Source organism: Tenacibaculum amylolyticum, assembly GCF_964511145.1.
GTDB classification, from domain to species: Bacteria; Bacteroidota; Bacteroidia; order Flavobacteriales; family Flavobacteriaceae; genus Polaribacter; species Polaribacter amylolyticum.
On the sequence record NZ_CAZEFZ010000066.1, the window covers coordinates 144240 to 170826 of the forward strand.

Sequence of the window (26587 nt, forward strand, 5' to 3'; positions counted from 1 at the left end):
TAAAAATAATATTTAAAACGCCACTCTTTTAGCAGAGTGGCATTTTTATTTTAAATCGCACCTCTTCTCCAGTAACTTTTTGTGCAATTATATTTATTACTTCGTCTGTTAATTGCAATACTCTAGGATATCCTCCCGTTACTTGGCAATCTCTCATTAAAATAATTAACTTTCCAGAAGGTGTTAATTGAACAGTTCCAGGCAGTACTCCTGAAGACAACATAGATGGAATATTATTTATAAGTGGTTCGTTGAGAATATACCCCATCCTACTGTTATTTGATGAAATTGTAAAGATCTTTGTTAGTAATTCTTGTTGTTGCTTAATAGACAATAAAGAAAACTCTGGTCCTTGAAAACACTCTATATCTGTTTTATCGTACAAGCTATAATCAAACTTAACCTTTGCATTTGATATTGTTTTTCTTTTTACATTACTTTTTATAGGCAATGTATCTCCTTTTTTAATGTGTGTTTGTTTTGTAATTCCTTTATAAAAACTTTTACTTTTTAATACTGTAGCTATTTCTATTCCTCCAGAAATAGCTAGATAAGTTCTTGCACCAAATATTCTTTTTCCAAAAGTTAAAGTACTTCCTTTTTCTGTATAAATTTTACTATTTAATGATACCGTTATACCGTTAAGAGTTGCTGAAAAATCAGCTCCAGTTATACATATGTATGTGCTTTTAGAAAACTCGAACTCGCAATTTCCAAAAGTAATTTCTATTACTGCTGCATTTTCTTCATTTTGTAAAATAGCATTGGCTAATTTAAAAGCATTAGTATCCATAGCACCAGATACAGGAACTCCTATATGACTAAACCCAAATCTTCCTAAATCTTGTATTGTTGTATAAATTCCTGGTTTAATTACTTTAATCATCGATTTCTGTTTTAATAAGCTGATAACTTCCTTTTGCTATTGCTGCTTCAATCGTAAGATATGTTTCTTTATTAATTGATTTGAAACAAACTTCATCTCCTGATTTTACAAAACAAGGATTCTCTTGAGTCACATCAAAAAATGATATAGGTGTATTTCCAATAATATGCCATCCTCCTGCACTTTCTTGAGGATAAATTCCAGTTTGTACTCCTCCAAGTGCTACTGCTCCTTTAGGAACTTTTAAATTCGGAATAGCTTTTCTATCAATATGCAATTGTGATTGTAAGCCTCCTAAATATAAAAAGCCTGGTAAAAAACCAATAAAATAAACTGTATAAATAGCTTCTGTATGTGATTGAATAATGACTTCTGGAGTAAGTCCTTTTATTTGAGCTACCGCTTCTAAATCGATCCCATAATCTAAATCGTAACATACAGGAATTTCCCAACGATAATTAGTTTCAGTTGAGAATGTATTTTCTTGTTTATATAATTCTTTCAGTCTTTTAATTTTAGAAGCAAAATCAGTTACTTCTTCAACATAATTAACTAATAGAGAATTATACCCTATTATAAAGTCTTGTATTACTTCTTCTTCTTTCTTTAAAATAGTATTTTTAAAATTAGTGATGTCTTTTATAATTGATTTATCAATAATAGGACTCCACTCTATAAGAATTGCCTTTACTCCATATGGTTTGAATATTAACTCGTTCTTCATTCCATTAGATTAGCTTTAATTCTTGATTTAAATATTGCAATAGTTCCACTGCATTTTCATGATCACCATGCACACAAAATGTTGTTGCTTTTATTCCTCTTTCTTTTTTATTAATTGTTATGATTTTTTCTTCATTAATCATTTTTAAAAGATGTGCTAATGCTTCCTTTTTATCTGTTACAATAGCATTTGGTTGGTTTCTTGAAACTAAAGACAAATCATCATTATAATTTCTATCTATAAAAGCTTCGTATTTCACTTTTATTCCTCTTTCTAAAGCTGCGTTAGCTATTACGGAATTATAAGGTGCATATATATAAACATTCTTTATTGTGTTTTCTATTGCATCTAAAACAATAGATGCTAGCTTTTCATTTTTAGCCACTATATTATATAAAGCTCCATGTGGTTTTATATGATACAATTGTATATCTTGCTTTATTGCTCTTTCTTCTAGTAAGGTTATTTGTTCTTCAATACTAGTTTGCAATTCAGAGAGGGAAATGTTCATAATTTTCCTTCCAAAACTCTCTCGATCTGGATATGAAGGATGCGCACCAACTAAAACCTCATTTTCTTTTGCTAAACTAATTACCTTATCTATAATTTCTAAACTACCCGCATGTCCTCCACAAGCAATATTACATGAAGAAATATAAGGCATTAGTAAATGTTCATTACCTAAACCTTCCCCTACATCGCAATTGATATTTATATTCTTTTTAGAAAACATTAATCACTTTTAAAATACTTTTTAATCCTAAGAAAATACTAAACGCTAAAATGCACAATCCAATAAAGTTTTGTGTTTTTGTATTGGTATAGTTTCCTAAGATTTTTTTACTATTCATTACCCATACTAAGATTCCTGCTATTAATGGTAACAATAATCCGTTTGCAATTTGAGCTATTTTTATAATTTGAATCGGCTTTACTCCTAGAGAAGAAAATAAAATTCCTAAGATTAAAATACTTGCCCAAACCATTCTAAATTTTCTGTTTTTTAAACTTACATCCCAACCTAAACTACCTTTTACTACATAAGCCGCAGCTAATGGTGCTGTAATTGCTGAAGTAATTCCTGCTGCAAACAACCCGATTGCTAGTAGATATTTAGAAGCTGTTCCGTATAAAGGTTCTAATCCAACTGCTAAATCGGAAACGTTTTGTATTTGTGTTGAAGGAATTGCAGCTGCAGCAATAATAATGGCAAATGAAACAACTCCTCCTAGTACAATAGAAATCATAGTATCTTTTCTTGCTAATGGTAAATCAGATGCATTTTTCCACTTTTCTTTTACTAATGATGCATGCAAAAACAAATTATACGGTACTACTGTTGTTCCTATTAATCCAATAACAGTTAACAATCCGTTCTCTGGTAATTGCGGGATAAACATTCCTTTAAACACATTTACTAAGTTCGGTTTTGTAAGTATCGCTGTCACTAGAAATGAAATACTCATAAGTAATACCATACTTACTAATATCTTCTCTAAAAACTTATAATTTCCTACATATAGCAACACAAAAGCTATACCTCCAATAAGTATACTAATTAAGTTAATAGATATACTTCCAAATGCAATCACTTTTTTTCCTACAACAGTTTCTATTCCTAACACACCTCCACTAATATTTCCTGCTTCATATAAAGAATTTCCTATAACAATTGCTATTAATATGAGTATGATTAAAAATTGTTTGATATATGGATTTTGTATTTCTTCTCGTATGACTTCTGATAGTCCTTTTTGAGAAATTATACCTAAACGTGCAGCCATTTCTTGTAAAACTATTGTTGCTGCAATAGAAATAACCATTGCCCATAACAAGCTAAAACCGAAATTTACTCCAGCTAATGTACATAATGTTACTGTTCCTGGACCAATAAATGCTGCTGCAACAAGCGTTCCTGGACCAATATTTTTAAACCATTTCTTAATCATGTTTCGCTGTATTTAATGCATAAATTGCAAAACTTCCTAACCAATGTCCTCCTTCATAACTATCTCCTACCAAATTTGGCAAAGAGTAGTTAATATGTGTATTCGCTACATTTTTTAAATGATTATATTCTGGAAGTTCATCGATAATCGTATACAACGCCCAAGCTCTAGAAAAGTTTACGCCATCTAAATGCACTAGTTTTCCATCTGTTCTATCTGAAACTTCTCCTACAGGTAATTTAAAATTTGAGTTCTTCAATTCTGGAAGAAAATTTCCTAGCCAAACCGCAAATTCTTCTTTAGGTAGTACACGTTTCATAATAGCTGCTTCTTGCAAACAAGGTGATAAAAAATCAAAACCACTAGGTTCCCATGTAATTGGGCAATCTTCATCTTTTAAATAGAAATCTTTTGCTCTTTTTTCTATTAATGATTTTAATTCAGTATTTCCAACGGTATTTGCATAATCCCATGCAAAGGTTAAACCAAACGCTGTGTTTGTATGTTCTCCTACTCTAATTGGATATCTTAACTTTGGAAGGAATTCTAAATACTTTTGTACTATTAAATCTGTTAACGGTTGTAAATTTTGCTTTAGTTCCTTAGCTGTAGTATCGTTCCATGTGTGTAACTCTTCTGCTAATTTTAACAACCATGCCCAACCGTAGGTTCTTTCGTAACTTTTATTATACTTTCCATGAAAGTAAGCTACTTCTTTTTCTATATTTTCTTTAGAAATATTCTGTAATAATTGTGTTTTAATTGTTTCTGAATCATCTAACTCAGGAAACTGTTTTAATAAAGAAACCAAACTCCAATGTCCGTGCACAGAAGAATGCCAATCGAAACATCCGTAAAAAGTTGGATGCAATTCTTTAGGCGATTGTAAATCTGCATTACTTCCAATTGTTTGGTTTAATTTATTCGGATATTCAATATTAATACAATGTACTGGGAGCGTTGCTAATTTATTAGCTTGCTTCAAATTGAGTTGCTCAATTTCTACAACAGGTATTTCTACTTTTTCAGTTTTTCTTTCTTCAGGTTTACAAGCAAACAGCAATGCTACGATACTTACGAAAATAAAGGGTTTCATTTATTTATAATTTGGTTGTTATAAATGTAATGAAATCTGCTTACTTTCAGTTTAAAAAGAAAAGACTCTACAGATTATAACAATCTGTAGAGTCTTTTTAATTATAGTATCGTATTTTGTTATTACATTTTATTTAGTAACTCTTCAATTTTTGCTAATCTATTTTTCAGCTCTTCATTTTCTTTTGCCAATTTCTCTAGTTTAGCATCTTGCTTTTCTATACCAGCTTCTTGATCTTTTAACTGCTTTTCTTGCTGAATTGTATACAATGTTAACTCCTCAATTTTCTCTAGGAGTTTTTTATTCATTTCTCCTAATTGTATTCCTTTTTCTTCAACTTCTTTTGCTGATGGAATATTTACTAAGTGTCCTTTTTCAGAAATATGTTGCTCAACTTCTTCTAATGTTGGTAATTTATAATTGCTTGTAAATACATAATCTGGCCAGCCTACTAAATCTATTCTTACTTCTTTAGCATGTATTGTTCCATTCACTGCTAATTTTTCATCTGGAGTAGTAGTTCCTATTCCTACTCTATTCCCATCTAAAATAATATACCCATTAGCTCTTGACCATAACGTAATATCTCCACTCCCACTTGTTGTATGGTTTTTAGCATACAAACCTCCTCTATGATGACCATTTCCTGTAAAAGCAATACCATAAGGCGTATCTAAATCGCCTGTAATTTTTATTTGATCCTTCCATGAAGTACTTACATTTTTAATTTTAAAATCAGCGACTCTCCCATTAGTAGTTCCTTCAACGCTTAATCTTGATGTTGGAATATTGGTACCTATACCTACATTTCCTCCATTTTCTCCATGTAACCATATATTCCCAGCTGTATCTTTTATATCTAGATCAAGGTAGTTTTGTCCTTTTATTTCTCCTCTATCATTATATGCCCTTAATGTAAAAGAATTTGCTCCATTTATATTTCTTAAATTTAATGCTAATCCCTGAGCATTATCTAACGCTCTAAAAATTCCATCTCCTTTAACATCTAGTTTTGCCTTAGGGTCTGTAGTATTAATACCTAGTTTTCCATCATACGTTATCCTAGCAGCTTCATAATATGTGGTATAATCACTTGCTTTATGCGCATAAAAAACTAAATCTTTCTTTCCATATCCTCCAGAGTTTAAAGCCTGAATACCAAAACCTGCAGTTTGTGCATATCCTACAAAATTTAATCTTGGAGAGTCACTATTTTGATTCCTTGCATCATGCTGCGCTCTAAAAAAGATTTCTTTACTCTCATCTATAGAATACACTTCAAACTTTCCTTGTGGATTTGTTGTACCAATTCCAAAACTTCCTTTAGATACATAATGTTTCCCATTTCCACTAAGCTTTAACAACCCAGTGCTTTTTACATCACTTCTAGAGTCTAATAATGTTCTCCAATGGTGAAAATCACCTTGCACCCCACTTTCACTACCATTTGATCCTGACCATGTGCTCGTTCTAAAATACATTTTTTTAGTAGTGGCTCCGAAATAGATATTAGACTCCCAATGATTATTTCTCCCATAAATTGCCAATAAAGTCCCATAATTATTATTATCCGGAGAAGTTCCTCCTGGTCGTAAAGTATTATAATCATCAAAAAGCTTAATACTCATTGGACTAATCTGAGTTCTTGGCAACTTTGAAAAATCATAATAATTGATTGGAAAATTATACTCGTTAGCTGTTACTCTTCCTGTAGTTGTATTATTACCTGTATTTGTCCATTGTGCATTGGTAGCAATTCCAATGCATAAAAAAAGTATTGATAGAATTACCTTTTTCATAAGTTTATAAAATTTAAGTTATTGATATAATTTCATAGCTAAATGAAGTTCCCTTTTCAATTAGCAGATTTGATGCAAATGTATTAAAATCAATAAAAAACTCGCAAAAAATGCGAGTTTTAAAATTATCTGTTTTGTTGAAGAAGCTCTTCTATTTTAGCTAATCTTGCTTCTAACTTTTTATTTTTTTCTTCTTGCTTCTTCAATTTCTTTTCTTGCTGAATTATATACAATGTTAACTCCTCTATTTTCTCTAAGAGTTTTTTATTCATTTCTCCTAGTTGTATTCCTTTTTCTTCAACTTCTTTTGCAGATGGTATATTTACTAAATGTCCTTTTTCTGAAATATGTTGTTCTACTTCCTCTAATGTAGGTAATTCGTAATTATCTGTAAAAACATAGTCTGGCCAAGTAGATTGTAATTGTACGGTTACTTCTTCTGAAATTACCTTTCCTGCAACTGCTAATTTATAATCTGATGAAAAATCTTTAACTCCTATTCCAACACTACCATTATCTACAAAATTAACATTATCAGACCATGATCCATTTAAATCATTCTGAATAACTAATGAATTTCCATACCTAGCTATTCTATTATTTGCATTAGACAATGGATTAGTATCGTAAATACCTATAGTAACTCCTCTTTTAGATACTGTTAATGTTTCATCTGGACTTGTCGTACCTATTCCTACATCACCTGACGAATTAACCATTAAATGAGTAATAGAACCATCAGTATTTTGTATTCTAGTTCCATTTCCTCCTCTTAAATTAATATAATTGTTTGGTGCAGATAATCTTAAATAAGAAGCATCAGCTTGAAGTATTAGATGATTACTTCCATTAATACCTATATTTTTATAAATAGTATTATATGTTGAACTTGAAACTTTCATATTTCCTTTTACTTCTAGCTTCTCTCCTGGCATAACTGTTCCTATTCCTACATTTCCCCCATTTTTATTCAATATCGTATTATTTCCTAGTTCATTAATATATAAAGGTCTTGAGCCATGACTTTGAATCCATGAATAATCATTATTTGCTCCTATTCTTAAACTTGCTGATCCGCTACCTTCTATTTTTAATGCACCAATACCATTAGAATCTTGTGATGGGTGCTTAATAGTTAATTTTCCACTTGGAGTAGTTGTTCCAATTCCAACTTTACTATCCAAAATACTAACATTATCTCTATCTTCATTATTAGTAATTACTACTGGATTGGTTATAGATAAATTATTCACATTGTAAGATTGCACACTTAAGCCCTTTACCAAAACACGAATTGTATTCCCTTTATTTGAAAGATGGTAAATAGGAATACGTAAATTATTGTTAACGAATTCAAACTCTCCTATTTTCCATTCATCTCCTATTGGCCCAAAATTTGCTGGAACCTCAGAAGATTGGTTAAAATAATTTCCTTCGGAAGAAAAATTCTTCACAATTCTTATTCTTTTGGTATATGTTCCCGAAGTTAATCTATGTCCATACCCTCCAGTTATAGTCACCTCAACATATCCCCAAAGCTTTGCATCTCCAAAATTAAGATATGCTACCTGATTATCTATTCCGTTTTGAAATGATCGACTTCCTGTCCATTCAAAATAGTTTTCTTGTGCGTAAGAAAAGCTTATACTTAAGAGTACTGTAATTAATACAACTATCTTCTTCATAATAAAATAAATTTTAAGTTAAATGTAATACATAGCTAAAAGAAGTTCCCTTTTCAATTAGCAAATTTGATGCAAATGTATTAAAATCAATAAAAAAACTCGCAAAAAACGCGAGTTTTAAAATTATCTATTTTGTTGAAGAAACTCTTCTATTTTTGTCAATCTCTCTTCTAATTTTTTATTTTTTTCTTCTTCTTTTTTAAGTTTTCTTTCTTGATTGATTATTTTTTTCTCTTGTTCTATAGTATATAAAGTTAATTCTTCAATTTTTTCCAATAATTTTTTATTCATTTCCCCTAACTCAACACCTTTCTTTTCAACTTCTTTTGCCGATGGAATATTTACTAAATGCCCTTTCTCCAAAATATGTTTCTCTACTTCTTCTAATGTTGGTAATTTATAATTGTCTGTAAATACATAATCTGGCCAATTAGACTGTAATTTAACTGTTACCTCTTCTGAAATTACTTTCCCCGCGACTGCTAATTTATAACTAGAAGGAACATTTGTAGTTCCTATACCTACATTTCCTGATGCTGTGATTCTCATACTCTCTCTATTTCCATTAGCAAAAGCTAAATTTCCTGAAGAAACTCCTGAAGATTGTATTGTCATTGTAGTATGTTCATTTGTAGCTGGCCAAGTTCCTGTTAATTTTTTATTTACTAGGAAATTTAAAACTTGATTATTTTCTTTAAGAACTAGTTTTGCTTGTGGTGAAAGTTCTCCAATACCTACATAGCCATTATTAAGATTCATCACCATTTGGTAGTCGGTACCATTTACTGTTCTATTTTTATCGTATCCGAAAAAACCAAATACATCTCCAATACCACCAAGATTGATCACATGTCCGTTTGCTGTTTTCTGACGAATTAACGATTGGTAATTATCGTGTTTTTGTTGAGTAGCACTTATACCTCTTGTATCATTTTTACCTGTTAGCCAATTTCCTTGTATGGGTTTTAAATCAATTTTTCGTAAGCTTACTCCTCTTTCTAAGCTTACAATATCTGCTGTTTCATCATTGACTAAAGTAGTTACTGGTGATATTGATATATTACTTGTATCATAAGCTGTTACAGTCATTCCTGTAATCCTTATATCTAACTTATTCTGTGTAGTTAATAAATGGTAAATAGGAATACGTAAATTTCCATTTACAAATTCAAATTCACCTAGCTTCCATTCATCTGCTATTGGGCCAAAACTAGCTGCTATCTCTGAAGCTTTTGTAAAATACCCTGTTGCTCCTTGATTTTTCCCTATTTGAAATCTTTTAGTGTACTTCCCTGTAGACAATCTATAACTATAGCTACTAGTTATCGTTACTTCAATCCATCCCCAGAGCTGAGCATCTCCAAAATTGATATAACTAACTTGATTTTCTTGATGATTAGGGAAGTATGCTGTTTCACCGGACCATTCAATATTTTTCTCTTGAGAAAAAGAGAAAAGCGCACATAAAGAGAATGTAATTAATAAAATTACCTTTTTCATAAATTAATAAGTTTTAAATTGGATATATATGATTGCTAAATGAAATTTCTTTTTCAATTAGCATATTTTACACAAAAATATTAAAGCTCATAAAAAAACTCGCAAAAAATGCGAGTTTTAAAATTATCTGTTTTTTTGAAGAAGCTCTTCTATTTTATTAAGACGTTCTTTTAATTCTCGGTTTTCTTCTTTCAAAACCTGTATGTCGCCCTTTTGCTTCTGTAAATTTTTAATTTCTTTTTCTTGCTGAATCGTGTACAAGGTTAATTCTTCAATTTTTTCTAACAACTTTTTATTCATTTCTCCCAGTTGTACACCATTTTTTGTTACCTCTTTTGCAGATGGTATATTTACTAAATGTCCTTTTTCTGAAATATGTTGTTCTACTTCCTCTAATGTAGGTAAAGTGTACTCATCTGTAAATACATAATCTGGCCAACCATTTAAATCTACTCGAACTTCTTTTGCATGAACAGTACCATTAACTGCTAACTTTTCACCTGGTGTAGTAGTTCCTATTCCTACTCTCCCATCTATAAGAACATTATGAATTGTTTTTCCAGTAGGATGTTCAGCATTTTTAAAATAAGTTACTTGTTGTGCTGTTCCACTTCCTGGTTTTGTTTTAGGCGTAATTTCGAAAACCCCATTATAGCCACTAATATTATTTCCTGTTTTTAAAATAATATCTTTATAATTGCTCCCGTTCCCAACAGCAATATCTCCTTTAACAGTCAGCTTAGAACTTAGATTTGTTGTTCCAATACCTACATCACCTTTAGCATCTACTAATAAATCAACATTAGCTGTTCCACCAGTTCTAATAGCTATAGACCCATTACTATTTCTATTATTTATATATGATACACCATCTCTAGAAAATGATAACATATTAGAGTTTAAATCCGAAGAAAATAAACCGCTATTTACTATAAATGAAGATGCTTTTACATTACCTACTACTTCTAATTTTTCAGAAGGACCACTTTTACCTATACCCACATTCCCTGATTTGTGAATATTCATAGTAGCCCCAAGAGTACTTCCGTTAGGGTAAAAGAAAATACCAGAAGTATTATTTGAAGCTATTGTTGGAATTCCAGCACCATATTTACCTCCCCAAGATAGATTACTTCCTTCTTTGATTATAATACTACCATTTACATCTAATTTTTCTTTGGGATCATTTGTTCCAATTCCAATATTACCATTAGGCTTGAAAAACATATAAGCGTTATTATAAGCTTTACCAATGTAACTATATGTTAATGAAGAAACCCCGTTATTAATACTTCCATAAGACCCAAATGAAATAAATGTTTCGGAATCATTTTGATTCACGATTTGATATCCTCTGGTCCATCCGCCATTTGCTCCTGGCCAATTTGCTTTTATTTTTACTCCGTTTGCAGGAGCATTTAAGCCTATTTGTACATTCGTATCTTGCGAGTTTACAATACTAGTAACTCCTAAAAGTAAAACTGTTAAAATTGTCTTTCTCATAAAATTAATAAAGTTTAATGTTTTGTTTATTACATAGCTAAAAGAAGTTCCCCTTTCAATTAGCAATTTGAATGCAAAACTATTAAAAACCAATAAAAAAACTCGCAAAAAATGCGAGTTTTTACTAGTATAAGTTTTTATTTTCTAACTATTTACATAGTAGTGAAAATATTAGTATCTGTAATGTTCTGGCTTAAATGGACCTTCTACAGTTACTCCAATATATTCTGCTTGATCTTGGCGTAATTCTGTTAACTCAACACCAATTTTAGCTAAGTGTAATTTTGCTACCTTCTCATCTAAGTGCTTTGGTAACATGTATACTTCATTCTTATAAGCTTCAATATTATTCCATAACTCGATTTGAGCTAAAGTTTGATTTGTAAATGAGTTAGACATTACAAAACTTGGGTGACCTGTAGCACATCCTAAGTTTACTAAACGTCCTTCTGCTAAAACAATAATATCATTTCCTTTTACAGTATACTTGTCTACTTGTGGTTTAATTTCAACTTTAGAATCTCCATAAGTACCATTTAACCAAGCCATATCAATTTCATTATCGAAATGCCCAATGTTACAAACGATTGTCTTATCTTTCATTGCTTCAAAATGCTCTCCACGAACGATATCTTTGTTTCCTGTAGTTGTAATTACGATATCTGCATTTCCTACAACAGTTTCTAGTTTTTTCACTTCAAAACCGTCCATTGCTGCTTGTAATGCACAAATTGGATCAATTTCAGTAACTGTTACAATAGAACCCGCTCCACGGAAAGAAGCAGCTGTACCTTTACCAACATCTCCATATCCACAAACTACAACTCTTTTTCCTGCTAACATAACATCTGTTGCACGACGAATTGCATCTACTGCAGATTCTTTACATCCGTATTTGTTATCAAATTTAGATTTAGTTACAGAATCGTTAACATTAATAGCTGGCATTGGTAATGTTCCATTCTTTACTCTTTCGTATAAACGGTGAACTCCTGTAGTAGTCTCTTCAGATAATCCGTTAATACCTTCAGCTAATTCTGGATATTTATCTAATACCATATTCGTTAAATCTCCACCATCATCTAAAATCATATTTAATGGCTTACGATCTTCTCCAAAGAATAATGTTTGTTCTATACACCAATCAAATTCCTCTTCATTCATACCTTTCCAAGCATAAACTGGAGTTCCTGCAGCAGCAATTGCAGCGGCAGCTTGATCTTGTGTAGAGAATATATTACAAGAACTCCAAGTAACTTCTGCGCCTAAAGCTTGTAATGTTTCAATTAAAACCGCAGTTTGAATCGTCATGTGTAAACATCCTGCAATTCTTGCTCCTTTTAAAGGTTGCTCATCTTTATACTCTTCACGTAAACTCATTAACCCTGGCATTTCTGCTTCTGCCAATTCAATCTCTTTTCTTCCCCAGTCTGCTAAAGAAATATCTTTAACTTTATAAGGAACATACGTAGCGGCTTTTGTGCTCATATTTTTGTATATTTATTTATCTTACTTTTGAGTCGCAAAATTACAAAATAACTTTCGAAATCATGCCACTGTATAAAACAATCACTGTTAATAAAAATTCTAAAGTTTTGATTTGGAAGATTGAAGAATCTTTTAATGATTTATCTGACGGAATTTCACTTACTCAACAAAGCAATGAAAGAGTTATGGGTATGAAGTCAGAACTGCATCAGCGAGGCTTTTTAAGTGTGCGACATTTATTAAAAGAAGCTGGCTATACAGATAACGATTTATATTATGACGAATATGGAAAGCCGCACTTAAAAGATGGCACTCATATTTCTATTACACATTCGTTTACGTTCTCTGGATTAATTATCTCTAAAGATAATAAAGTAGGAATTGATATTGAAAAAAGACGTGATAAAATTGTGAAAATTGCGCATAAATTCACACCTATTGAAGAATATAAATCAATTGCTAACCATGATGCTTTGGTTAGTAAACTTACCATCGTTTGGGGCGCTAAAGAAAGTTTATATAAAATCTATGGAAAGAAAAAATTACTCTTTTTAAACCATATGTATATTGAAGATTTTTCGTTTGATTCTGATACTACAACCGGAAAAATCTTATACGAAGGAACTACTTCTCAATACGATATTCATTTTTTAGAAATAGAAGATTTTACTTGTGTGTATGCTTTTTAAAATTTTTAAATAGCATCAAAGTTTTGGTATGAGTTTTGATTTTATTCTGCTCATCACTTAAAAACTGAATTACTATGAAAAAAAAGTATCTACTGATTTGTATCTCGTTCTGGCATTCATTCTCTTTATTAAGTCAAGAAATACAACGTTTTAATTTAGACACAATTATAGAGAAAGAAATAATTGGTAAAAAAGGTACCGTAATTTACTTTTTCAAAGAGGACTTAAATATTAATACAAATTCAAAATTAACTTTAGAATTACAGGAAAATTATAACGGTAAAGAAAATAAAGTTGAATCACTAAAATTTTCATTTATATCAGATAATGGAAAACAGATAATGTTGAAGAAAGGAAAAAAACTAGATCTTTTTCTTCCAAAGAATAACTTAAAATATCAAGAGCATAGAATATTTCATTCTAAAAAAGTATTAAAAAATGTTGATTGGGCTGAAGCTAATCATTTATATGATGAAGTCATAATTCTATTAAGAGGTGGCATTAGTAAAGCAATTCTGCTTCACAAAGACTCTATTGCAAAAAAAATAAAATCAAATAATAGAAAATTTCTTACTAAAGAGGAATACAATAAAAAACATCCTCAATTCCCAAATTATAACTATAACTTTTTTATACCAAAAAACCTTAAAGAGGTCTTTATCCCTAATTTTATTAAGGTAGAAAAATCTGTAAGTTTCAATATAAAAAAGAAAGGAAATAAATATTTTCAACCTCGTTTTTTCATTTATTATGAAAATCTAAAAATATATGATGAAATAACAAAACTTCCTAATGAACCTCTGAACTTTAAAAAAATTCCTCTTTTCGGAAAAACCTACTTAATTGTTATTAAAGAAGATTATGTTATTGACAGAAAAAAGAATGTTTATTATTCAGATAAAATAAAACTTAATCAAAGTTTAAATAATAAATTATTGAACCTGAATCTAAAAAAAACTTCAAAACAAGATCTGAAAAAACTATTTGAATAATAGTCTTTATTTTTGTCGGAAATTTTATTCAATGAAAATATCAGTTGAGTTAACACTTACCCCACTTCAAGACACTTTTGAAGAACCAATAATTAACTTCATTAAAAAATTAAGAGCTTCTGGTTTAACAATTCTTGAAAATCCTTTAAGCACTCAAATTTATGGTGATTATGATACTGTGATGCAACTCTTAACTTCAGAAATTAAAAATGCTTTTGAATTAATAGACAATGGTTTGTTATTACTAAAAATTGTAAAATCTGATCGCAGCGACTATGAACCAAATTTTTGATTTTCTTTTCGGGCAATATGCTGATTCCAGTACTCTCGATATTACTTTAGAAATTATAGCGGTTATTTTTGGCTTTCTTTCTGTTTGGTATTCGAAACAGAATAAAATCTGGGTATTCCCTACGGGTATGATTAGCACTTCCATTTTTGTGTATTTACTATTAAAATGGGGACTTCTTGGAGACATGATGATTAATGGATATTACTTCATTATGAGTGTATATGGTTGGTATATTTGGACACAAACAAAAGATGGCGTAGTGACGCATCCGATTTCTAGAACAACGGCAACTGAAAAAAAAATAAGCTTATTTATTTTTATAGCAACTTTAATTTTTGTGTATGTTGTTTATGTTGTTTTCGACAAATGGACTAGTTGGACTGCCTATGTAGATACAGTTACTACAGCTATTTTCTTTGTTGGAATGTGGTTAATGGCGCGACGAAAAATAGAAAATTGGATTTACTGGATTATTGGTGATATTATTTCTGTTCCTTTATATTTTTACAAAGGTTTTACCTTCACTAGTTTTCAGTATTTATTCTTTACCTTTATAGCAATTGCAGGATATTTAGCATGGAAGAAAAACTTAGACAATCTGAAATTAACTTAGTAAAAGTCGTTTTATTTGGTCCAGAAAGTACTGGTAAAACAACGCTTTCTCGTCAACTTGCCAGACACTACAATACTGTTTGGGCACCAGAATATGCTCGTGAATATTTACAAGATAAATGGAATAATGAGCGTAAAATCTGTGAAAAGAGCGATTTGATTCCGATTGCAGTTGGGCAAATGAATTTAGAAAATAGCTTGGCTAAAAAAGCAGATAAATTATTAGTTTGTGATACCGATTTATTAGAAACCAAAGTATATTCTGAAGAATACTATGGAGGTTTTGTAGATCCGATATTGGATGAACATGCCATTGCTAATAGCTACGATATTTATTTTCTTACTTATATAGACACTCCTTGGGAGGAAGATGATTTACGAGATCGTCCCGAACAGCGAGAAGAAATGTTTAATGCTTTTAAAAATGCATTAGAGCGATATAACAGACCTTATGTTTTATTAAAAGGTGACAAAGAAACCCGATTGAAGAAAGCAATAAGTGTAATTGATAAAATTATTGCAGAAAAAGAAAACCTCTATTCATATTCTGATTCTTTGATTGATTTAGACTTTCATTTCATGCATCAAACAGTAGATCCTAATAGCTTTATGCACTAAGTTGTGAATTTTTCAATAATTGAAAAAGAACTTCAATTTAAAGCAATTAGAAGTTCTGGCCCCGGTGGACAACATGTAAATAAAGTTGCTTCAAAAATTGAATTGGTTTTTGATATTGCAAATTCTTCAGGATTAACTGAAAAAGAAAAAGCACTTGCTTTTCAAAAACTTGCTAACCGCATTTCAAAAGACAATCTTCTCATCTTAACATGTCAAGAACGCAGGTCGCAACATCAAAATAAGGTACTTGTAATTACTCAACTTTTTCGTTTATTAAAACAATGCTTTATAATTTCTAAAACTCGTAAAGCTACAAAACCAACTAGAAGTTCTGTTATTAAAAAAGCGAAAAATAAAAAACGACAATCAGAAAAAAAGCAATCGAGACGAAAACCTACTATCGATTAATAGAAGTTACTATTCATTATTCCAAAAAACCATCTTACCTTTGCCCTGTTCTCATAAAGGGGTGCCTTTTTGAATTATGAATTCTAAGTTTAGAATTCATAATTAATTAACGAGGCTGAGATCATACCCATTGAACCTAGAACAGGTAATGCTGTTTAGGGAATTGTATGTTAAACTTTCGCACATGAAAGTTTCATAATTATTAATTATTCAAATTACATACGAATAATTACCTCTTTTTATTCATTTACTTTTAATGACGTTTTTAAACACTTTTAAAAGAGTGAAGATATTAGTATCTCTTTTATTTTTTGCAATCTCATTATCTATTCAGGCACAATCGGTGATTTTATCTGGAAAAGTAGTAGATAATAATAAAAAACCTTTAATTGGTGCTACTGTAGTTATTCGAGATCTTAAAAAAGGTTCTACAACTGATGCCGAAGGAAACTTTAAAATAAGAGTGTCTGAAGGAAAACATCTTCTAGAGGTTTCTTATGTTGGTTATAATACTATAAAAAAGGAAGTTTCTTCTAATGCTAAAGATTTAGTAATTACATTAGTTTCTGAAGACAATGTATTAGATGAAGTATTAGTTTCATCTGTACGTGTAAAAGCAGACGCTCCTGTAACGCACTCAAATTTATCTAAAAAGGAAATCGCTAAACGTAATTTAGGACAAGATATTCCTGTACTTTTAAACTACTTACCTTCGGTTATTTCTTCTTCAGATGCAGGAGCTGGTGTTGGATATACATACATGCGTGTTCGTGGTTCTGATGCTTCTAGAATTAATGTTACTATTAATGGAATTCCATACAACGATGCTGAAAGTCAAGGTACTTTTTGGGTAAACTTAGGAGATTTCGCTTCTTCTACACAAAGTTTACAATTACAACGTGGAGTTGGAACTTCTACTAATGGTTCTGGAGCTTTTGGTGCTAGTTTAAATATTTTAACTGATGCTATTTCAGAAGAAGCTGGTGGAGAAATTTCTAATGCTTTTGGTTCTTTTGGAACTCGTAAGCACACTGTAAAATTCACAACAGGTAAATTACACGATCATTTTGAATTATCTGGTCGTTTATCGAATATTTATTCTGATGGCTACATAGATAGAGCTTCTACGGATTTAAAATCATATTTCTTACAAGGAAGTTATACTGATGAAAACACCTTAATTAAAGCATTAGTTTTTGGTGGTTCTGAGAAAACGTATCAAGCTTGGTTTGGTACTCCACTTGCTCGTTTAACTGGAGATGCTCAAGGAATTGAAGATTTTATCGTTAATAATGGTTTAACTCCAGAACAAGCTGAAAATCTTAGAAATTCTGACAGAAGATACAACCACTACTTATACGATAATGAAACAGACAATTATTGGCAAGATCATTATCAATTACACTGGAATGAAAAGTTTAGTGATAAACTTTCAACTAATATTGGTTTAAATTATACAAGAGGAAAAGGATATTTTGAGCAATTTAAACAAGGTGAATCTGCTGCCGATTACGATGGTTTAATAGTTGATGGTAGTGATGTAATTGTACGTCGTTGGTTAGACAATCATTTTTATGTTTTTAATGCTGCTGCGACCTATACAATAGATGGATTAGAAGTTATTGCTGGTGGATCTTATAGTAACTACACAAACGATCATTATGGAGAAGTAATTTGGGGAAGCGATTTAGCTCCTAATACAAATATTAGAGATCGTTATTATTTTAGTGATGCTAAAAAGCACGATTTAAGTTCATTTATAAAAGCAAACATTAGATTAAATGATAAAATGAATGCGTATGTTGATTTACAAGGAAGGTTTGTAAATTATAGAACGAATGGATTAACTTCTGATAGAAATCCTTTAGATATAAATAAAGATTTTAACTTCTTTAATCCTAAAGCTGGACTAACATATCAAGTAAATGATGTAAATAGCCTATATCTTTCATATGCAAGAGCAAATAGGGAGCCTAACAGAAATGATTTTGAGGGAGGAAATACACAACATGAAACTTTAGATGATTTTGAATTAGGTTGGCGTTTACTTACAGATAATATAAAATTAAACACCAATGTATTTTACATGGATTATAAAAATCAGTTAGTATTATCTGGTGCTATTAATAATGTAGGTGAACCTTTAAGAGAAACGAGTGGAAGTAGTTTTAGATTAGGATTAGAAATTGACGCTGATATTAAACTTACTGAAAAAATCTCTTTACGACCAAATGCTGCTTTCAGTACAAATAAAAACCGTGATTTTAAAGTTCCAATTGATGGAGTTATTGAAAACCTAGGAAATACAGATATTTCTTTTTCTCCAAATGTTATTGTAGGGAATTCTTTAATTTATGCTCCTATAGATAATTTACAAATTGCGTTTTTATCAAAATATGTTGGAGAGCAATTTATGGGGAACTTAAGCGGTCGTATTTCTTCAATAGAAAAATTAGACAGCTATTTTACAAGTGATTTAAATATTGTTTACGAATTAAAAACGAAGAAAATCTTCGATTCTATTGTATTTACAGGGTTAATTAATAACATTTTTAATAGAGAATATGTAGATAGAGGTTATTATTTCTTCTTTGATGATACTTGGACAAATCCTGGTGTAACTACAACTGTAGATGGCGCTGGTTTTTATCCACAAGCAACTATAAATTTCTTAGCAGGAGTCACCCTGAAGTTTTAATCTAGTTAAATAAAAAAACCGAGTTATTAAACTCGGTTTTTTTATGCTATATTGTATAATTAAGAGGCTTTGATTTAACAGCCTAAAATAAGAGAGCTTCTAATTTTTTAATAAATTTCTCTTTATTCACTTACTTTAGTTTTCTTAATCCATTCTTTATATCCGCCTTTTACGTTATAAACTCTAAAACCATTATCTACCAAAACAGAAGAAGCTATTTTACTTCTTCCTCCAGACCTACAATACACATACACTGGTTTTGTTTTATCTAGTATTTCAATAGCTCTAGTTTCAAAATCATTAGAAATAAGATTTACTTGCATAGCATCAAAGATAATACCGTCTTTGGCTTCTGTAGAAGTACGAACATCTAACAATTGAATGTTTTTATTTTCTTTTAAAATCGATTTTAAGTCTTCAACAGTAATATTCGTAACTCGTTTGTCCTCTGTTACGCAAGAAGCTAAGCTTATTAATACTATCAAACTTAAAATTATTCTCTTCATTATGTATTATTCTACGATGAAAGACAGGTTGGCATTGTTCTTACAATACCTGTCTTTTTAATAGCGCCATATCCTCCTGCTACATCGATGACATTATGAATTCCATTACGTTTTAAGATTGATGCAGCAATTACAGATCTGTAACCTCCCGCACAATGAATATAGAAGTTTGTATTATTATGAGGGAATACACTAAGATAATCATTTAAATAATCTAAAGGTGTATTTTCTACATCTTTTATATGTTCATTTTCATATTCTCCTGGCTTTCTAACATCGAAAACAATAGCATTTTCTTGAATCGCTTTTTCTAAAGCTTCTGCAGAAACAGATGTTAATGTATCTATTTCTTTGTTTGCTTGTTTCCAGCTTTCAAAACCTCCTGCTAAATACCCAAGAACATTATCAAAACCAACTCTTGCCAATCTTGTAATTGTTTCCTCTTCTTTTCCTTCTGGAGTTATTAAAAGAATTGGCTGATTAATATCTTTTATCAATGCTCCTACCCATGGTGCAAACGTTCCGTTTAAACCAATAAACATTGCATTTGGTATAAATCCTTTTATAAAGTCGAATTGATGGCGTACATCTAAAATTAATGCATTATGAGTTTCATACTTTGTTATAAAATCCTCTACAGACAAAGCTTTAGTCCCTTTCTCTATAATAGCATCTATTGAATCGTATCCTTCTTTATTTAATTTAACATTTAAAGGGAAATAATCTGGTGGAGGTAATAACCCATCAGTTACTTCTTTAACAAACTCTTCTTTCGTCATATCTGCTCTTAAAGCATAGTTTGTTTGCTTTTGCTCTCCAATAGTACTAAAGGTTTCTTTACTTAGTTTTTTACCACATGCAGAACCTGCTCCATGTGCTGGATATACAATAACATCATCATTTAAATTCATGATTTTATTTCGTAAGCTATCAAATAAAAAGCCTGCTAAATCGTCTTGTGTAATGCTTCCTTTTTGCGCTAAATCTGGCCTACCTACATCACCTATAAATAATGTATCTCCACTAAAAATAGCATGATCTTTACCTTGTTCATCTTTTAGTAAATACGTAGTACTTTCCATCGTATGACCAGGTGTATGTAAAGCTACTATTTCTATATTTCCAATTTTAAAAGACTCTCCATCTTTTGCTATATAAGCATCATAATTCATCTCTGCATTTGGACCATATACAATTTTTGCTCCTGTTTTTTCAGCCAATGTAATATGTCCACTTACAAAATCAGCATGAAAATGTGTTTCGAAAATATAAGTTATTTTCGCATCATCTTCTTTTGCTCTATCTAAATAAGGTTGCACTTCTCTTAAAGGATCTATGATGGCAACTTCTCCGTTACTTTCTATATAGTAAGCTCCTTGTGATAAACAGCCAGTGTAAATTTGCTCTATCTTCATATTTCTATTCTTAATTGTACGCTTGGTGAATATATTGTGCGTATTTTATTTGATTTTTATTATCTCCTGTTTTATAAAATGTTACGGCTCCATTTGCTCGCATAAAGAAATGATGAATTGTTACTATATCTAACATTCCTGCTTTAAACAATGCATCTCTTACCGGACCTTTTATACCTGCAAAGTAAAAAATAATTCCTCGCTTATGATAGTATATTATTTGCTGTTTTAGCATCTCTACTCCTGTACTATCTACTCTATTAATACTTTCCCCATCTAAAACTATCAATTTTAAAGAATTTCCTTTTGCAGCTACCATGTTTTCTAATTGCTCTCTAAAGTAACTTGCATTTGCGTAAAACAATTGCGCATCAAAACGGAAAACTAAAACATCTTCTTCTAAAATAACTTCACTAAATCTATTTTTATTTCTATAAAAATCAGAATTTGGTACTTTTCCTAACTCTGCTACGTGTGGTCTAGAAGTTCTATAAATTAGTACAACTAAAGACAAACCTACTCCTACTAAAATTCCATACTCAATTCCTAAAATAAGTGTAGAAAGAAAAGTAGCTATTAAAAGCCAAAAGTCTAAATTATTTGCTCTCCATAGAAAATTCGCATCTTTTACATTTACCAATCTAAAAACAGCTACGATAATAATTGCTGCTAATACTGTTTTAGGCAAGAAATAAAAAACGGGCGTTAAAAAAAGTAGTGTTAAAACTACCATAATAGCAGATATAATTGCTGATATTCCTGTAGTTCCTCCTGTTTCTGCGTTGATTGCAGATCGGGAAAAACTAGAAGTAGATGGATACGATTTAAAAAACGAACCTGCAATATTACTCAAACCTAAAGCTATTAATTCTTGATTGGGTTCTATTCTATACTCATCTTGATGTGCTTCTAATGATTTTCCTATGGAAATTGTTTCTAAATACCCTACCATAACTAGTGTAAAAGCAATAGATAATAAATCTTTTGCTAAACCAAAATCTAGTTCTGGTACAGAAAACGATGGTAATCCTGACGGAATACTATTTACAATAGCCACATCTGAAAATTGTTTTCCGAAGAAATACATTATCAAAATCCCCAAAGTAACTACAACTAGAGCATTCGGGATTTTCTTGTTTACTTTTCTAAGAATTAAAATTATTGCACAGGTAATTAATCCAATAAGTGTAGTGTGTACATTTAGTTCTGTTATTCTAGAAAATACATCTTCTAACAAAATATGTATTTGATCGCTTTGTAAAAAATCTACTCCGAAAAGATTTCTTAATTGATTTAACCCAATAGTTAATGCTACTGCAGAAGTAAAACCAGTAATTACTGGTCTTGATAGGAAATTCACTATAAAACCTAATCTAAAAATCCCCATTAATAATTGAATTACTCCAACTAAAAATGCTAAGAAAATTGCAATGGCAATATAACTTTCGGATCCTGTTAAAGCTATTGTAGAAACTCCTGTTGCTACGATTAAAGAATCCATAGCTACTGGTCCTATCGCTACTTGTCTTGAAGAACCAAAAATGGCATAAATTACTTGCGGAATTAGTGCTGAATACAAACCATATATAGGAGGCAAACCTGCAATTAAAGCATAAGCAATCCCTTGAGGTATTAACACAGTAGCTACAGTAAGCCCTGCAATAACATCTCCTCTTAGCTGATTCTTTTTATACTTTGGCAGCCATTCTAATAACGGTATGTGTTTTTGAATTCCCACTTAAAATAATTCTCCTTGACTACTTCCTTTAATTTTTCCTAAATGTTTATAAGCTAAATCTGTCACTTCTCTACCGCGTGGAGTTCTCATGATGAACCCTTGTTGGATTAAAAATGGTTCATATACTTCTTCAATAGTTTCTGCATTTTCAGCAACAGCTGTAGCTAAAGTTGTAAGTCCAACTGGGCCTCCTTTAAATTTTTCTATAATTGTAATTAGGATTTTATTATCCATTTCATCTAACCCATGTGCATCTACATTTAATGCTTTTAACGCATATCTTGCTATCTCTAAAGTAATGCTTCCATTTCCTTTTATTTGCGCAAAATCTCGTACTCTACGTAATAATGCATTGGCAATCCTAGGTGTTCCTCTACTTCTACCCGCAATTTCTATTGCTGCTTCCATAGAAATAGGCACTCCTAAAATCATCGCACTACGTTGAATAATTGTTGTTAGTAACTCTGTTGAATAATAATGTAAACGACTACTAATCCCAAAACGCGCTCTCATTGGAGCTGTTAAAAGTCCTGATCTCGTTGTTGCTCCAACTAAAGTAAATGGCTCTAAATTGATTTGTACAGTTCTTGCATTTGGCCCAGATTCAATCATAATATCGATCTTATAATCTTCCATTGCAGAATATAAATACTCTTCAACTACTGGACTCAATCTATGAATCTCATCTATAAACAGTACATCTCTTTCATCTAAGTTTGTTAGTAAACCTGCTAAATCTCCTGGTTTATCTAAAACTGGTCCTGAAGTTATTTTTATACCAACTCCTAATTCATTTGCTAGAATATTTGCAAGTGTTGTTTTTCCTAAACCTGGAGGTCCATGGAATAACGCGTGATCTAAAGCTTCATCCCTCTGATTTGCTGCTTCAACAAATATTTTTAAGTTCTCAATCGCCTGATCTTGTCCAGTAAAATCATCAAAAGAAAGCGGACGTAGTTTTTTTTCTACATCCATTTCATCTTTGGAATAGTTTGTATTTTCTGGGTTTAAATGTTCATTCATCTCAACAACAAATATAAACGTTTTTAACACTCAACTACATGCTAAAAATTTTTCTTTAATTTCAATCAATTTGTTTAAAATTAAACAAAAAAAACCTAATCTGTTAAATGTCATTTCTATACTGTATATTTACTGACTTAATCATTCCCAAAATCATATGGAACCAAAACTAAAAAAACTATTTTACGTACTATCATTTTGTTTTATAACGAATATTTATGGACAAGATAAAGTACCTAATCAAGCTCAAAAATCAATTTGGAAAGGAAAATTAAATTATCAATTTGTACCTAGTATAAAAGAACAAATTTCTAAAGGAACTTTTATTCCTGCCTCAATTAACAAGGATAATTTTTACGGGAGAGATAAAAGAACTAAAGGAAATAAAGTAGTTCCGGGTAAAGGATTACCTAAAAGACTTGATCCGTTACTTAATGCCCAAAAAAATGCTATTAGCAGACGTGTCAAATCTACTAGCTTAACTTTTGAAACAACAAATAGTACTTCTACTCCATCTGACCCAACAGGTGCAGTTGGTAGAGACTATTATATTGCTTCATGGAACACCGCTTTTAGAATCTTTAATAAAGATGGTACTCCTGCTACTCCTGCTGCTAGTTTAGCAACTCTTTTCCCTGGAGGAGCAGACGGGGATCCTATTGTGCTTTATGATGCACAAGCTGACCGCTATATTGTTACTGAATTTGAAGACGATCCTAATGGATTTCACGTTGCAATTTCACAAACCAACGATCCTATTAATGGAGGATGGCATATTTATAGTGCTAATTCTTTTCAAACAGGTACTTTCCCAGATTATACTAAATTTTCTATTTGGTCTGATGGATATTATGTGACTGCAAATATTAGCGCTACAGATCTAAGTGGAAATGTACGAAATGGCCAAGTTTGGGCACTTGAAAGAGATAAAATGTTAGCTGGGGACGCTTCTGCTAGTATTCAAGCATTTTCTCTTCCTGGCATGGCTACAAATGGATTCTATAGTCCTCAAGCTTTTAATGTTACTGATGGCAATTTACCTGCTACTGGAAATGCAACTATTGTTTACATGCAAGATGACGCATGGTCTGGAGTAAGTTCAGATCATTTAAAATTATGGACAATTGATGTTGATTGGGCTACACCTGCTAACTCAACTATTTCTGCGGCTACTGAAATACCAACAGCTCCTTTTACAGGAGTATTTGACGGAGGTGGTTTTTCTAATCTTCCTCAACCTAGTGGACCAAATATTGACGCAATGCAGGCTACTATAATGAACCAAGCGCAATTCAGAAAATTCCCAACTCATAACTCTGTTGTATTTAACTTTGTTGTAAATACAGATACTGAAAATAAATTAGCAGGAGTAAGGTGGTATGAATTAAGACAAAATGGTGATGGTCAGCCATGGTCTATTTATCAAGAAGGAACTTACATTGCTCCAGATGGTAGACATGCATTTGGTGCTAGTATGGCAATGGATGGCGAAGGAAATATTGGTATGGGATACTCATCTGTTAGTTCTACAGAAAGTATTTCTCTTAGATACACAGGAAGGTTTAAAGACGATCCTTTAAATGCAATGACTGCTGTAGAAGAATTAATTGTTCAAAGTAATAGTGACAATACAGCTAATAGATATGCAGATTATTCTCATCTTACTGTTGATCCTTCTAACAATGCAGATTTCTGGTTTGTTAGTGAATATTTTAATAATGGAGCAAGAAGTAATATGGTGGGAGTATTTCAATTAACTGCTCCTCCTAATAAAGATGTTGGTATTATTACTCTTCAAAATCCAACTAGTGGAGAATTAACTAATTCTGAAAACATTACAATATCTATTAAAAACTTTGGTAAGGAAAGTCAATCTAACTTCCCTGTAAGTTACACTATAGATGGGGGAACTACTATTACAGAAACATATACTGGTACGTTAAACCAAGCTCAAATAGCTACTTATACTTTTGCTACAACAGCTGATTTATCTATTACAAATCAAACGTATTCTATTGAAGTTGCTACCGCGTTAGTTGATGACGCCAATACATCAAATGATAAAGCTACAATTCAGGTAACAAACTCTTTAAATTTATGTACTCCAGCTGCTACTGAAGGATGTAACTTAGATGGTATTAAAAGATTTGTTTTAGGAACTATAGACACTGACGATGGAAATAATGGTTGTAATTCAACAGGAAATGTGAGTGGTTATGTAGATAGAAGAAACTTATCAACAGATTTAGACAGATCACTTACCGAACCTTATGTTTTAAAAGCACAGCATAACTGGACTGATGATCCTGATGGTGAGAGTATTTCTGCATGGATTGATTTTAATGACAATGGTACATTTGAAGCTAATGAACAATTAATTACCGGAGAAACATTTAATGTAGCAAATGCTTTACAAGACTTTAATTTAGATATTCCTCAAACTGCTCCACTTGGTAATCATATTCTAAGATTAAAAGCAATAGATAATACATCTAATGGAGATATTAATGATGCTTGTTCTAACTTTGATTATGGTGAAGTACATGATTATACTGTTAAAGTTGTAGATGGTACTTTAAGTACTGATGATATTATTTTAGATAATGCCCAAATCAAAGTACTTACACTTGCTAATAAGCAATTCCAAATTGAATTAACGACAGATTATGAAGATATGATAAGCTTTAGAGTTTATGATATACTTGGGAAACAAGTTGTTTTTAATAACATAGAAAAGCAAGGTAACAAATACAACTATTCATTAGATATGTCTTATGCTGATCCAGGTGTATATATCGTGAGAATGGGTGGTACAAGAAAGTTTAAAACAGTTAAATTAATCATTAAATAATTTATCAGTAACAAACTACACTTGATACTTTAAGTATTGAAGTTAATTTATATTGGGGACTTTTAGTCCCCTTTTTTTATTCTTTATAGATACTTTTAATTCTCTTTTTCTGTAT

Annotated in this window: 22 protein-coding genes; 8 read left to right on the plus strand and 14 right to left on the minus strand. The window is 31.1% G+C overall.

What is annotated here, in order from left to right; genetic code table 11:
- Window positions 1-28: 28 nt before the first annotated feature.
- The 10 genes from ACKTTC_RS15870 to ahcY all read right to left on the minus strand — a co-directional run bounded on the left by ACKTTC_RS15870 (window position 29) and on the right by ahcY (window position 12630).
- Window positions 29-886: a 5-oxoprolinase subunit C family protein gene (locus tag ACKTTC_RS15870; RefSeq protein ID WP_408040831.1), complete on the minus strand. Its 858-nt coding sequence runs from the start codon at window positions 884-886 to the stop codon at window positions 29-31.
- Complete coding sequence (gene pxpB / locus ACKTTC_RS15875; RefSeq protein ID WP_408040832.1) at window positions 879-1610, minus strand: 5-oxoprolinase subunit PxpB; 732 nt, start codon at window positions 1608-1610, stop codon at window positions 879-881. The genes ACKTTC_RS15870 and pxpB overlap by 8 nt, the downstream gene beginning before the upstream one ends.
- Before the next feature lie 4 nt (window positions 1611-1614).
- Window positions 1615-2343 (minus strand): 5-oxoprolinase subunit PxpA, encoded by a 729-nt coding sequence (pxpA, locus tag ACKTTC_RS15880; protein WP_408040833.1) that lies wholly within the window; start codon window positions 2341-2343, stop codon window positions 1615-1617.
- Complete coding sequence (locus ACKTTC_RS15885) at window positions 2333-3559, minus strand: Nramp family divalent metal transporter (protein ID WP_408040834.1); 1227 nt, start codon at window positions 3557-3559, stop codon at window positions 2333-2335. The genes pxpA and ACKTTC_RS15885 overlap by 11 nt, the downstream gene beginning before the upstream one ends.
- Window positions 3552-4655 (minus strand): DUF2891 domain-containing protein, encoded by a 1104-nt coding sequence (locus tag ACKTTC_RS15890; RefSeq protein ID WP_408040835.1) that lies wholly within the window; start codon window positions 4653-4655, stop codon window positions 3552-3554. The genes ACKTTC_RS15885 and ACKTTC_RS15890 overlap by 8 nt, the downstream gene beginning before the upstream one ends.
- Window positions 4656-4777: 122 nt before the next feature.
- The gene (locus ACKTTC_RS15895; protein ID WP_408040836.1) at window positions 4778-6454 is read right to left on the minus strand and encodes a hypothetical protein; all 1677 of its coding nucleotides are present in this window, start codon (window positions 6452-6454) and stop codon (window positions 4778-4780) included.
- 125 nt (window positions 6455-6579) lie between these two features.
- Entirely contained in the window at window positions 6580-8139 is a 1560-nt protein-coding gene (locus tag ACKTTC_RS15900) for a hypothetical protein (RefSeq protein ID WP_408040837.1), read from the minus strand.
- Window positions 8140-8262: 123 nt separating this feature from the next.
- A complete protein-coding gene (locus tag ACKTTC_RS15905; RefSeq protein WP_408040838.1) occupies window positions 8263-9639 on the minus strand; it encodes a hypothetical protein in 1377 nt (458 codons plus the stop codon).
- A gap of 123 nt (window positions 9640-9762) precedes the next feature.
- Entirely contained in the window at window positions 9763-11142 is a 1380-nt protein-coding gene (locus ACKTTC_RS15910; RefSeq protein WP_408040839.1) for a hypothetical protein, read from the minus strand.
- A gap of 171 nt (window positions 11143-11313) precedes the next feature.
- A complete protein-coding gene (ahcY, locus tag ACKTTC_RS15915) occupies window positions 11314-12630 on the minus strand; it encodes an adenosylhomocysteinase (protein WP_408040840.1) in 1317 nt (438 codons plus the stop codon).
- A 62-nt stretch (window positions 12631-12692) separates the two neighbouring features.
- Here ahcY and ACKTTC_RS15920 point away from each other — a divergent pair, with 62 nt between their 5' ends.
- From ACKTTC_RS15920 to ACKTTC_RS15950, 7 genes are all read left to right on the plus strand, one after another.
- Window positions 12693-13319 carry a 4'-phosphopantetheinyl transferase family protein gene (locus tag ACKTTC_RS15920; RefSeq protein WP_408040841.1) on the plus strand — a complete coding sequence of 209 codons (627 nt, stop codon included), beginning with the start codon at window positions 12693-12695 and terminating at the stop codon, window positions 13317-13319.
- A 344-nt stretch (window positions 13320-13663) separates the two neighbouring features.
- Window positions 13664-14311 carry a hypothetical protein gene (locus ACKTTC_RS15925; RefSeq protein ID WP_408040842.1) on the plus strand — a complete coding sequence of 216 codons (648 nt, stop codon included), beginning with the start codon at window positions 13664-13666 and terminating at the stop codon, window positions 14309-14311.
- 31 nt (window positions 14312-14342) lie between these two features.
- Window positions 14343-14603, plus strand: coding sequence for a hypothetical protein (locus ACKTTC_RS15930; RefSeq protein ID WP_408040843.1), 261 nt, complete (start codon window positions 14343-14345; stop codon window positions 14601-14603).
- Window positions 14587-15216: a nicotinamide riboside transporter PnuC gene (gene pnuC / locus ACKTTC_RS15935; RefSeq protein ID WP_408040844.1), complete on the plus strand. Its 630-nt coding sequence runs from the start codon at window positions 14587-14589 to the stop codon at window positions 15214-15216. The genes ACKTTC_RS15930 and pnuC overlap by 17 nt, the downstream gene beginning before the upstream one ends.
- Window positions 15180-15833, plus strand: coding sequence for an AAA family ATPase (locus tag ACKTTC_RS15940; protein WP_408040845.1), 654 nt, complete (start codon window positions 15180-15182; stop codon window positions 15831-15833). Before pnuC ends, ACKTTC_RS15940 begins: the two co-directional genes overlap by 37 nt.
- Before the next feature lie 3 nt (window positions 15834-15836).
- The gene (gene arfB / locus ACKTTC_RS15945; RefSeq protein ID WP_408040846.1) at window positions 15837-16241 is read left to right on the plus strand and encodes an alternative ribosome rescue aminoacyl-tRNA hydrolase ArfB; all 405 of its coding nucleotides are present in this window, start codon (window positions 15837-15839) and stop codon (window positions 16239-16241) included.
- A 283-nt stretch (window positions 16242-16524) separates the two neighbouring features.
- Window positions 16525-18939 carry a TonB-dependent receptor gene (locus ACKTTC_RS15950; RefSeq protein WP_408040847.1) on the plus strand — a complete coding sequence of 805 codons (2415 nt, stop codon included), beginning with the start codon at window positions 16525-16527 and terminating at the stop codon, window positions 18937-18939.
- A gap of 122 nt (window positions 18940-19061) precedes the next feature.
- Here ACKTTC_RS15950 and ACKTTC_RS15955 read toward each other — a convergent pair whose 3' ends face one another.
- The 4 genes from ACKTTC_RS15955 to ruvB are packed head-to-tail and all read right to left on the minus strand — an operon-like array spanning window position 19062 to window position 23621.
- Window positions 19062-19445: a rhodanese-like domain-containing protein gene (locus ACKTTC_RS15955; RefSeq protein ID WP_408040848.1), complete on the minus strand. Its 384-nt coding sequence runs from the start codon at window positions 19443-19445 to the stop codon at window positions 19062-19064.
- Between the two features lie 11 nt (window positions 19446-19456).
- Complete coding sequence (locus ACKTTC_RS15960) at window positions 19457-20860, minus strand: MBL fold metallo-hydrolase (protein ID WP_408040849.1); 1404 nt, start codon at window positions 20858-20860, stop codon at window positions 19457-19459.
- A 10-nt stretch (window positions 20861-20870) separates the two neighbouring features.
- The gene (locus tag ACKTTC_RS15965; protein ID WP_408040850.1) at window positions 20871-22598 is read right to left on the minus strand and encodes a SulP family inorganic anion transporter; all 1728 of its coding nucleotides are present in this window, start codon (window positions 22596-22598) and stop codon (window positions 20871-20873) included.
- Window positions 22599-23621, minus strand: coding sequence for a Holliday junction branch migration DNA helicase RuvB (gene ruvB, locus ACKTTC_RS15970; protein ID WP_408040851.1), 1023 nt, complete (start codon window positions 23619-23621; stop codon window positions 22599-22601).
- Window positions 23622-23778: 157 nt separating this feature from the next.
- Here ruvB and ACKTTC_RS15975 point away from each other — a divergent pair, with 157 nt between their 5' ends.
- Window positions 23779-26472, plus strand: coding sequence for a GEVED domain-containing protein (locus ACKTTC_RS15975; RefSeq protein ID WP_408040852.1), 2694 nt, complete (start codon window positions 23779-23781; stop codon window positions 26470-26472).
- Window positions 26473-26587 lie beyond the last annotated feature (115 nt).

Coding starts and splice junctions, on each gene's coding strand:
- ACKTTC_RS15870 (WP_408040831.1), bottom strand. CDS start 886: ATGATTAAAGTAATTAAACCAGGAATTTATACAACAATACAAGATTTA.
- pxpB (WP_408040832.1), bottom strand. CDS start 1,610: ATGAAGAACGAGTTAATATTCAAACCATATGGAGTAAAGGCAATTCTT.
- pxpA (WP_408040833.1), bottom strand. CDS start 2,343: ATGTTTTCTAAAAAGAATATAAATATCAATTGCGATGTAGGGGAAGGT.
- ACKTTC_RS15885 (WP_408040834.1), bottom strand. CDS start 3,559: ATGATTAAGAAATGGTTTAAAAATATTGGTCCAGGAACGCTTGTTGCA.
- ACKTTC_RS15890 (WP_408040835.1), bottom strand. CDS start 4,655: ATGAAACCCTTTATTTTCGTAAGTATCGTAGCATTGCTGTTTGCTTGT.
- ACKTTC_RS15895 (WP_408040836.1), bottom strand. CDS start 6,454: ATGAAAAAGGTAATTCTATCAATACTTTTTTTATGCATTGGAATTGCT.
- ACKTTC_RS15900 (WP_408040837.1), bottom strand. CDS start 8,139: ATGAAGAAGATAGTTGTATTAATTACAGTACTCTTAAGTATAAGCTTT.
- ACKTTC_RS15905 (WP_408040838.1), bottom strand. CDS start 9,639: ATGAAAAAGGTAATTTTATTAATTACATTCTCTTTATGTGCGCTTTTC.
- ACKTTC_RS15910 (WP_408040839.1), bottom strand. CDS start 11,142: ATGAGAAAGACAATTTTAACAGTTTTACTTTTAGGAGTTACTAGTATT.
- ahcY (WP_408040840.1), bottom strand. CDS start 12,630: ATGAGCACAAAAGCCGCTACGTATGTTCCTTATAAAGTTAAAGATATT.
- ACKTTC_RS15920 (WP_408040841.1), top strand. CDS start 12,693: ATGCCACTGTATAAAACAATCACTGTTAATAAAAATTCTAAAGTTTTG.
- ACKTTC_RS15930 (WP_408040843.1), top strand. CDS start 14,343: ATGAAAATATCAGTTGAGTTAACACTTACCCCACTTCAAGACACTTTT.
- pnuC (WP_408040844.1), top strand. CDS start 14,587: ATGAACCAAATTTTTGATTTTCTTTTCGGGCAATATGCTGATTCCAGT.
- ACKTTC_RS15940 (WP_408040845.1), top strand. CDS start 15,180: ATGGAAGAAAAACTTAGACAATCTGAAATTAACTTAGTAAAAGTCGTT.
- ACKTTC_RS15955 (WP_408040848.1), bottom strand. CDS start 19,445: ATGAAGAGAATAATTTTAAGTTTGATAGTATTAATAAGCTTAGCTTCT.
- ACKTTC_RS15960 (WP_408040849.1), bottom strand. CDS start 20,860: ATGAAGATAGAGCAAATTTACACTGGCTGTTTATCACAAGGAGCTTAC.
- ruvB (WP_408040851.1), bottom strand. CDS start 23,621: ATGAATGAACATTTAAACCCAGAAAATACAAACTATTCCAAAGATGAA.
- ACKTTC_RS15975 (WP_408040852.1), top strand. CDS start 23,779: ATGGAACCAAAACTAAAAAAACTATTTTACGTACTATCATTTTGTTTT.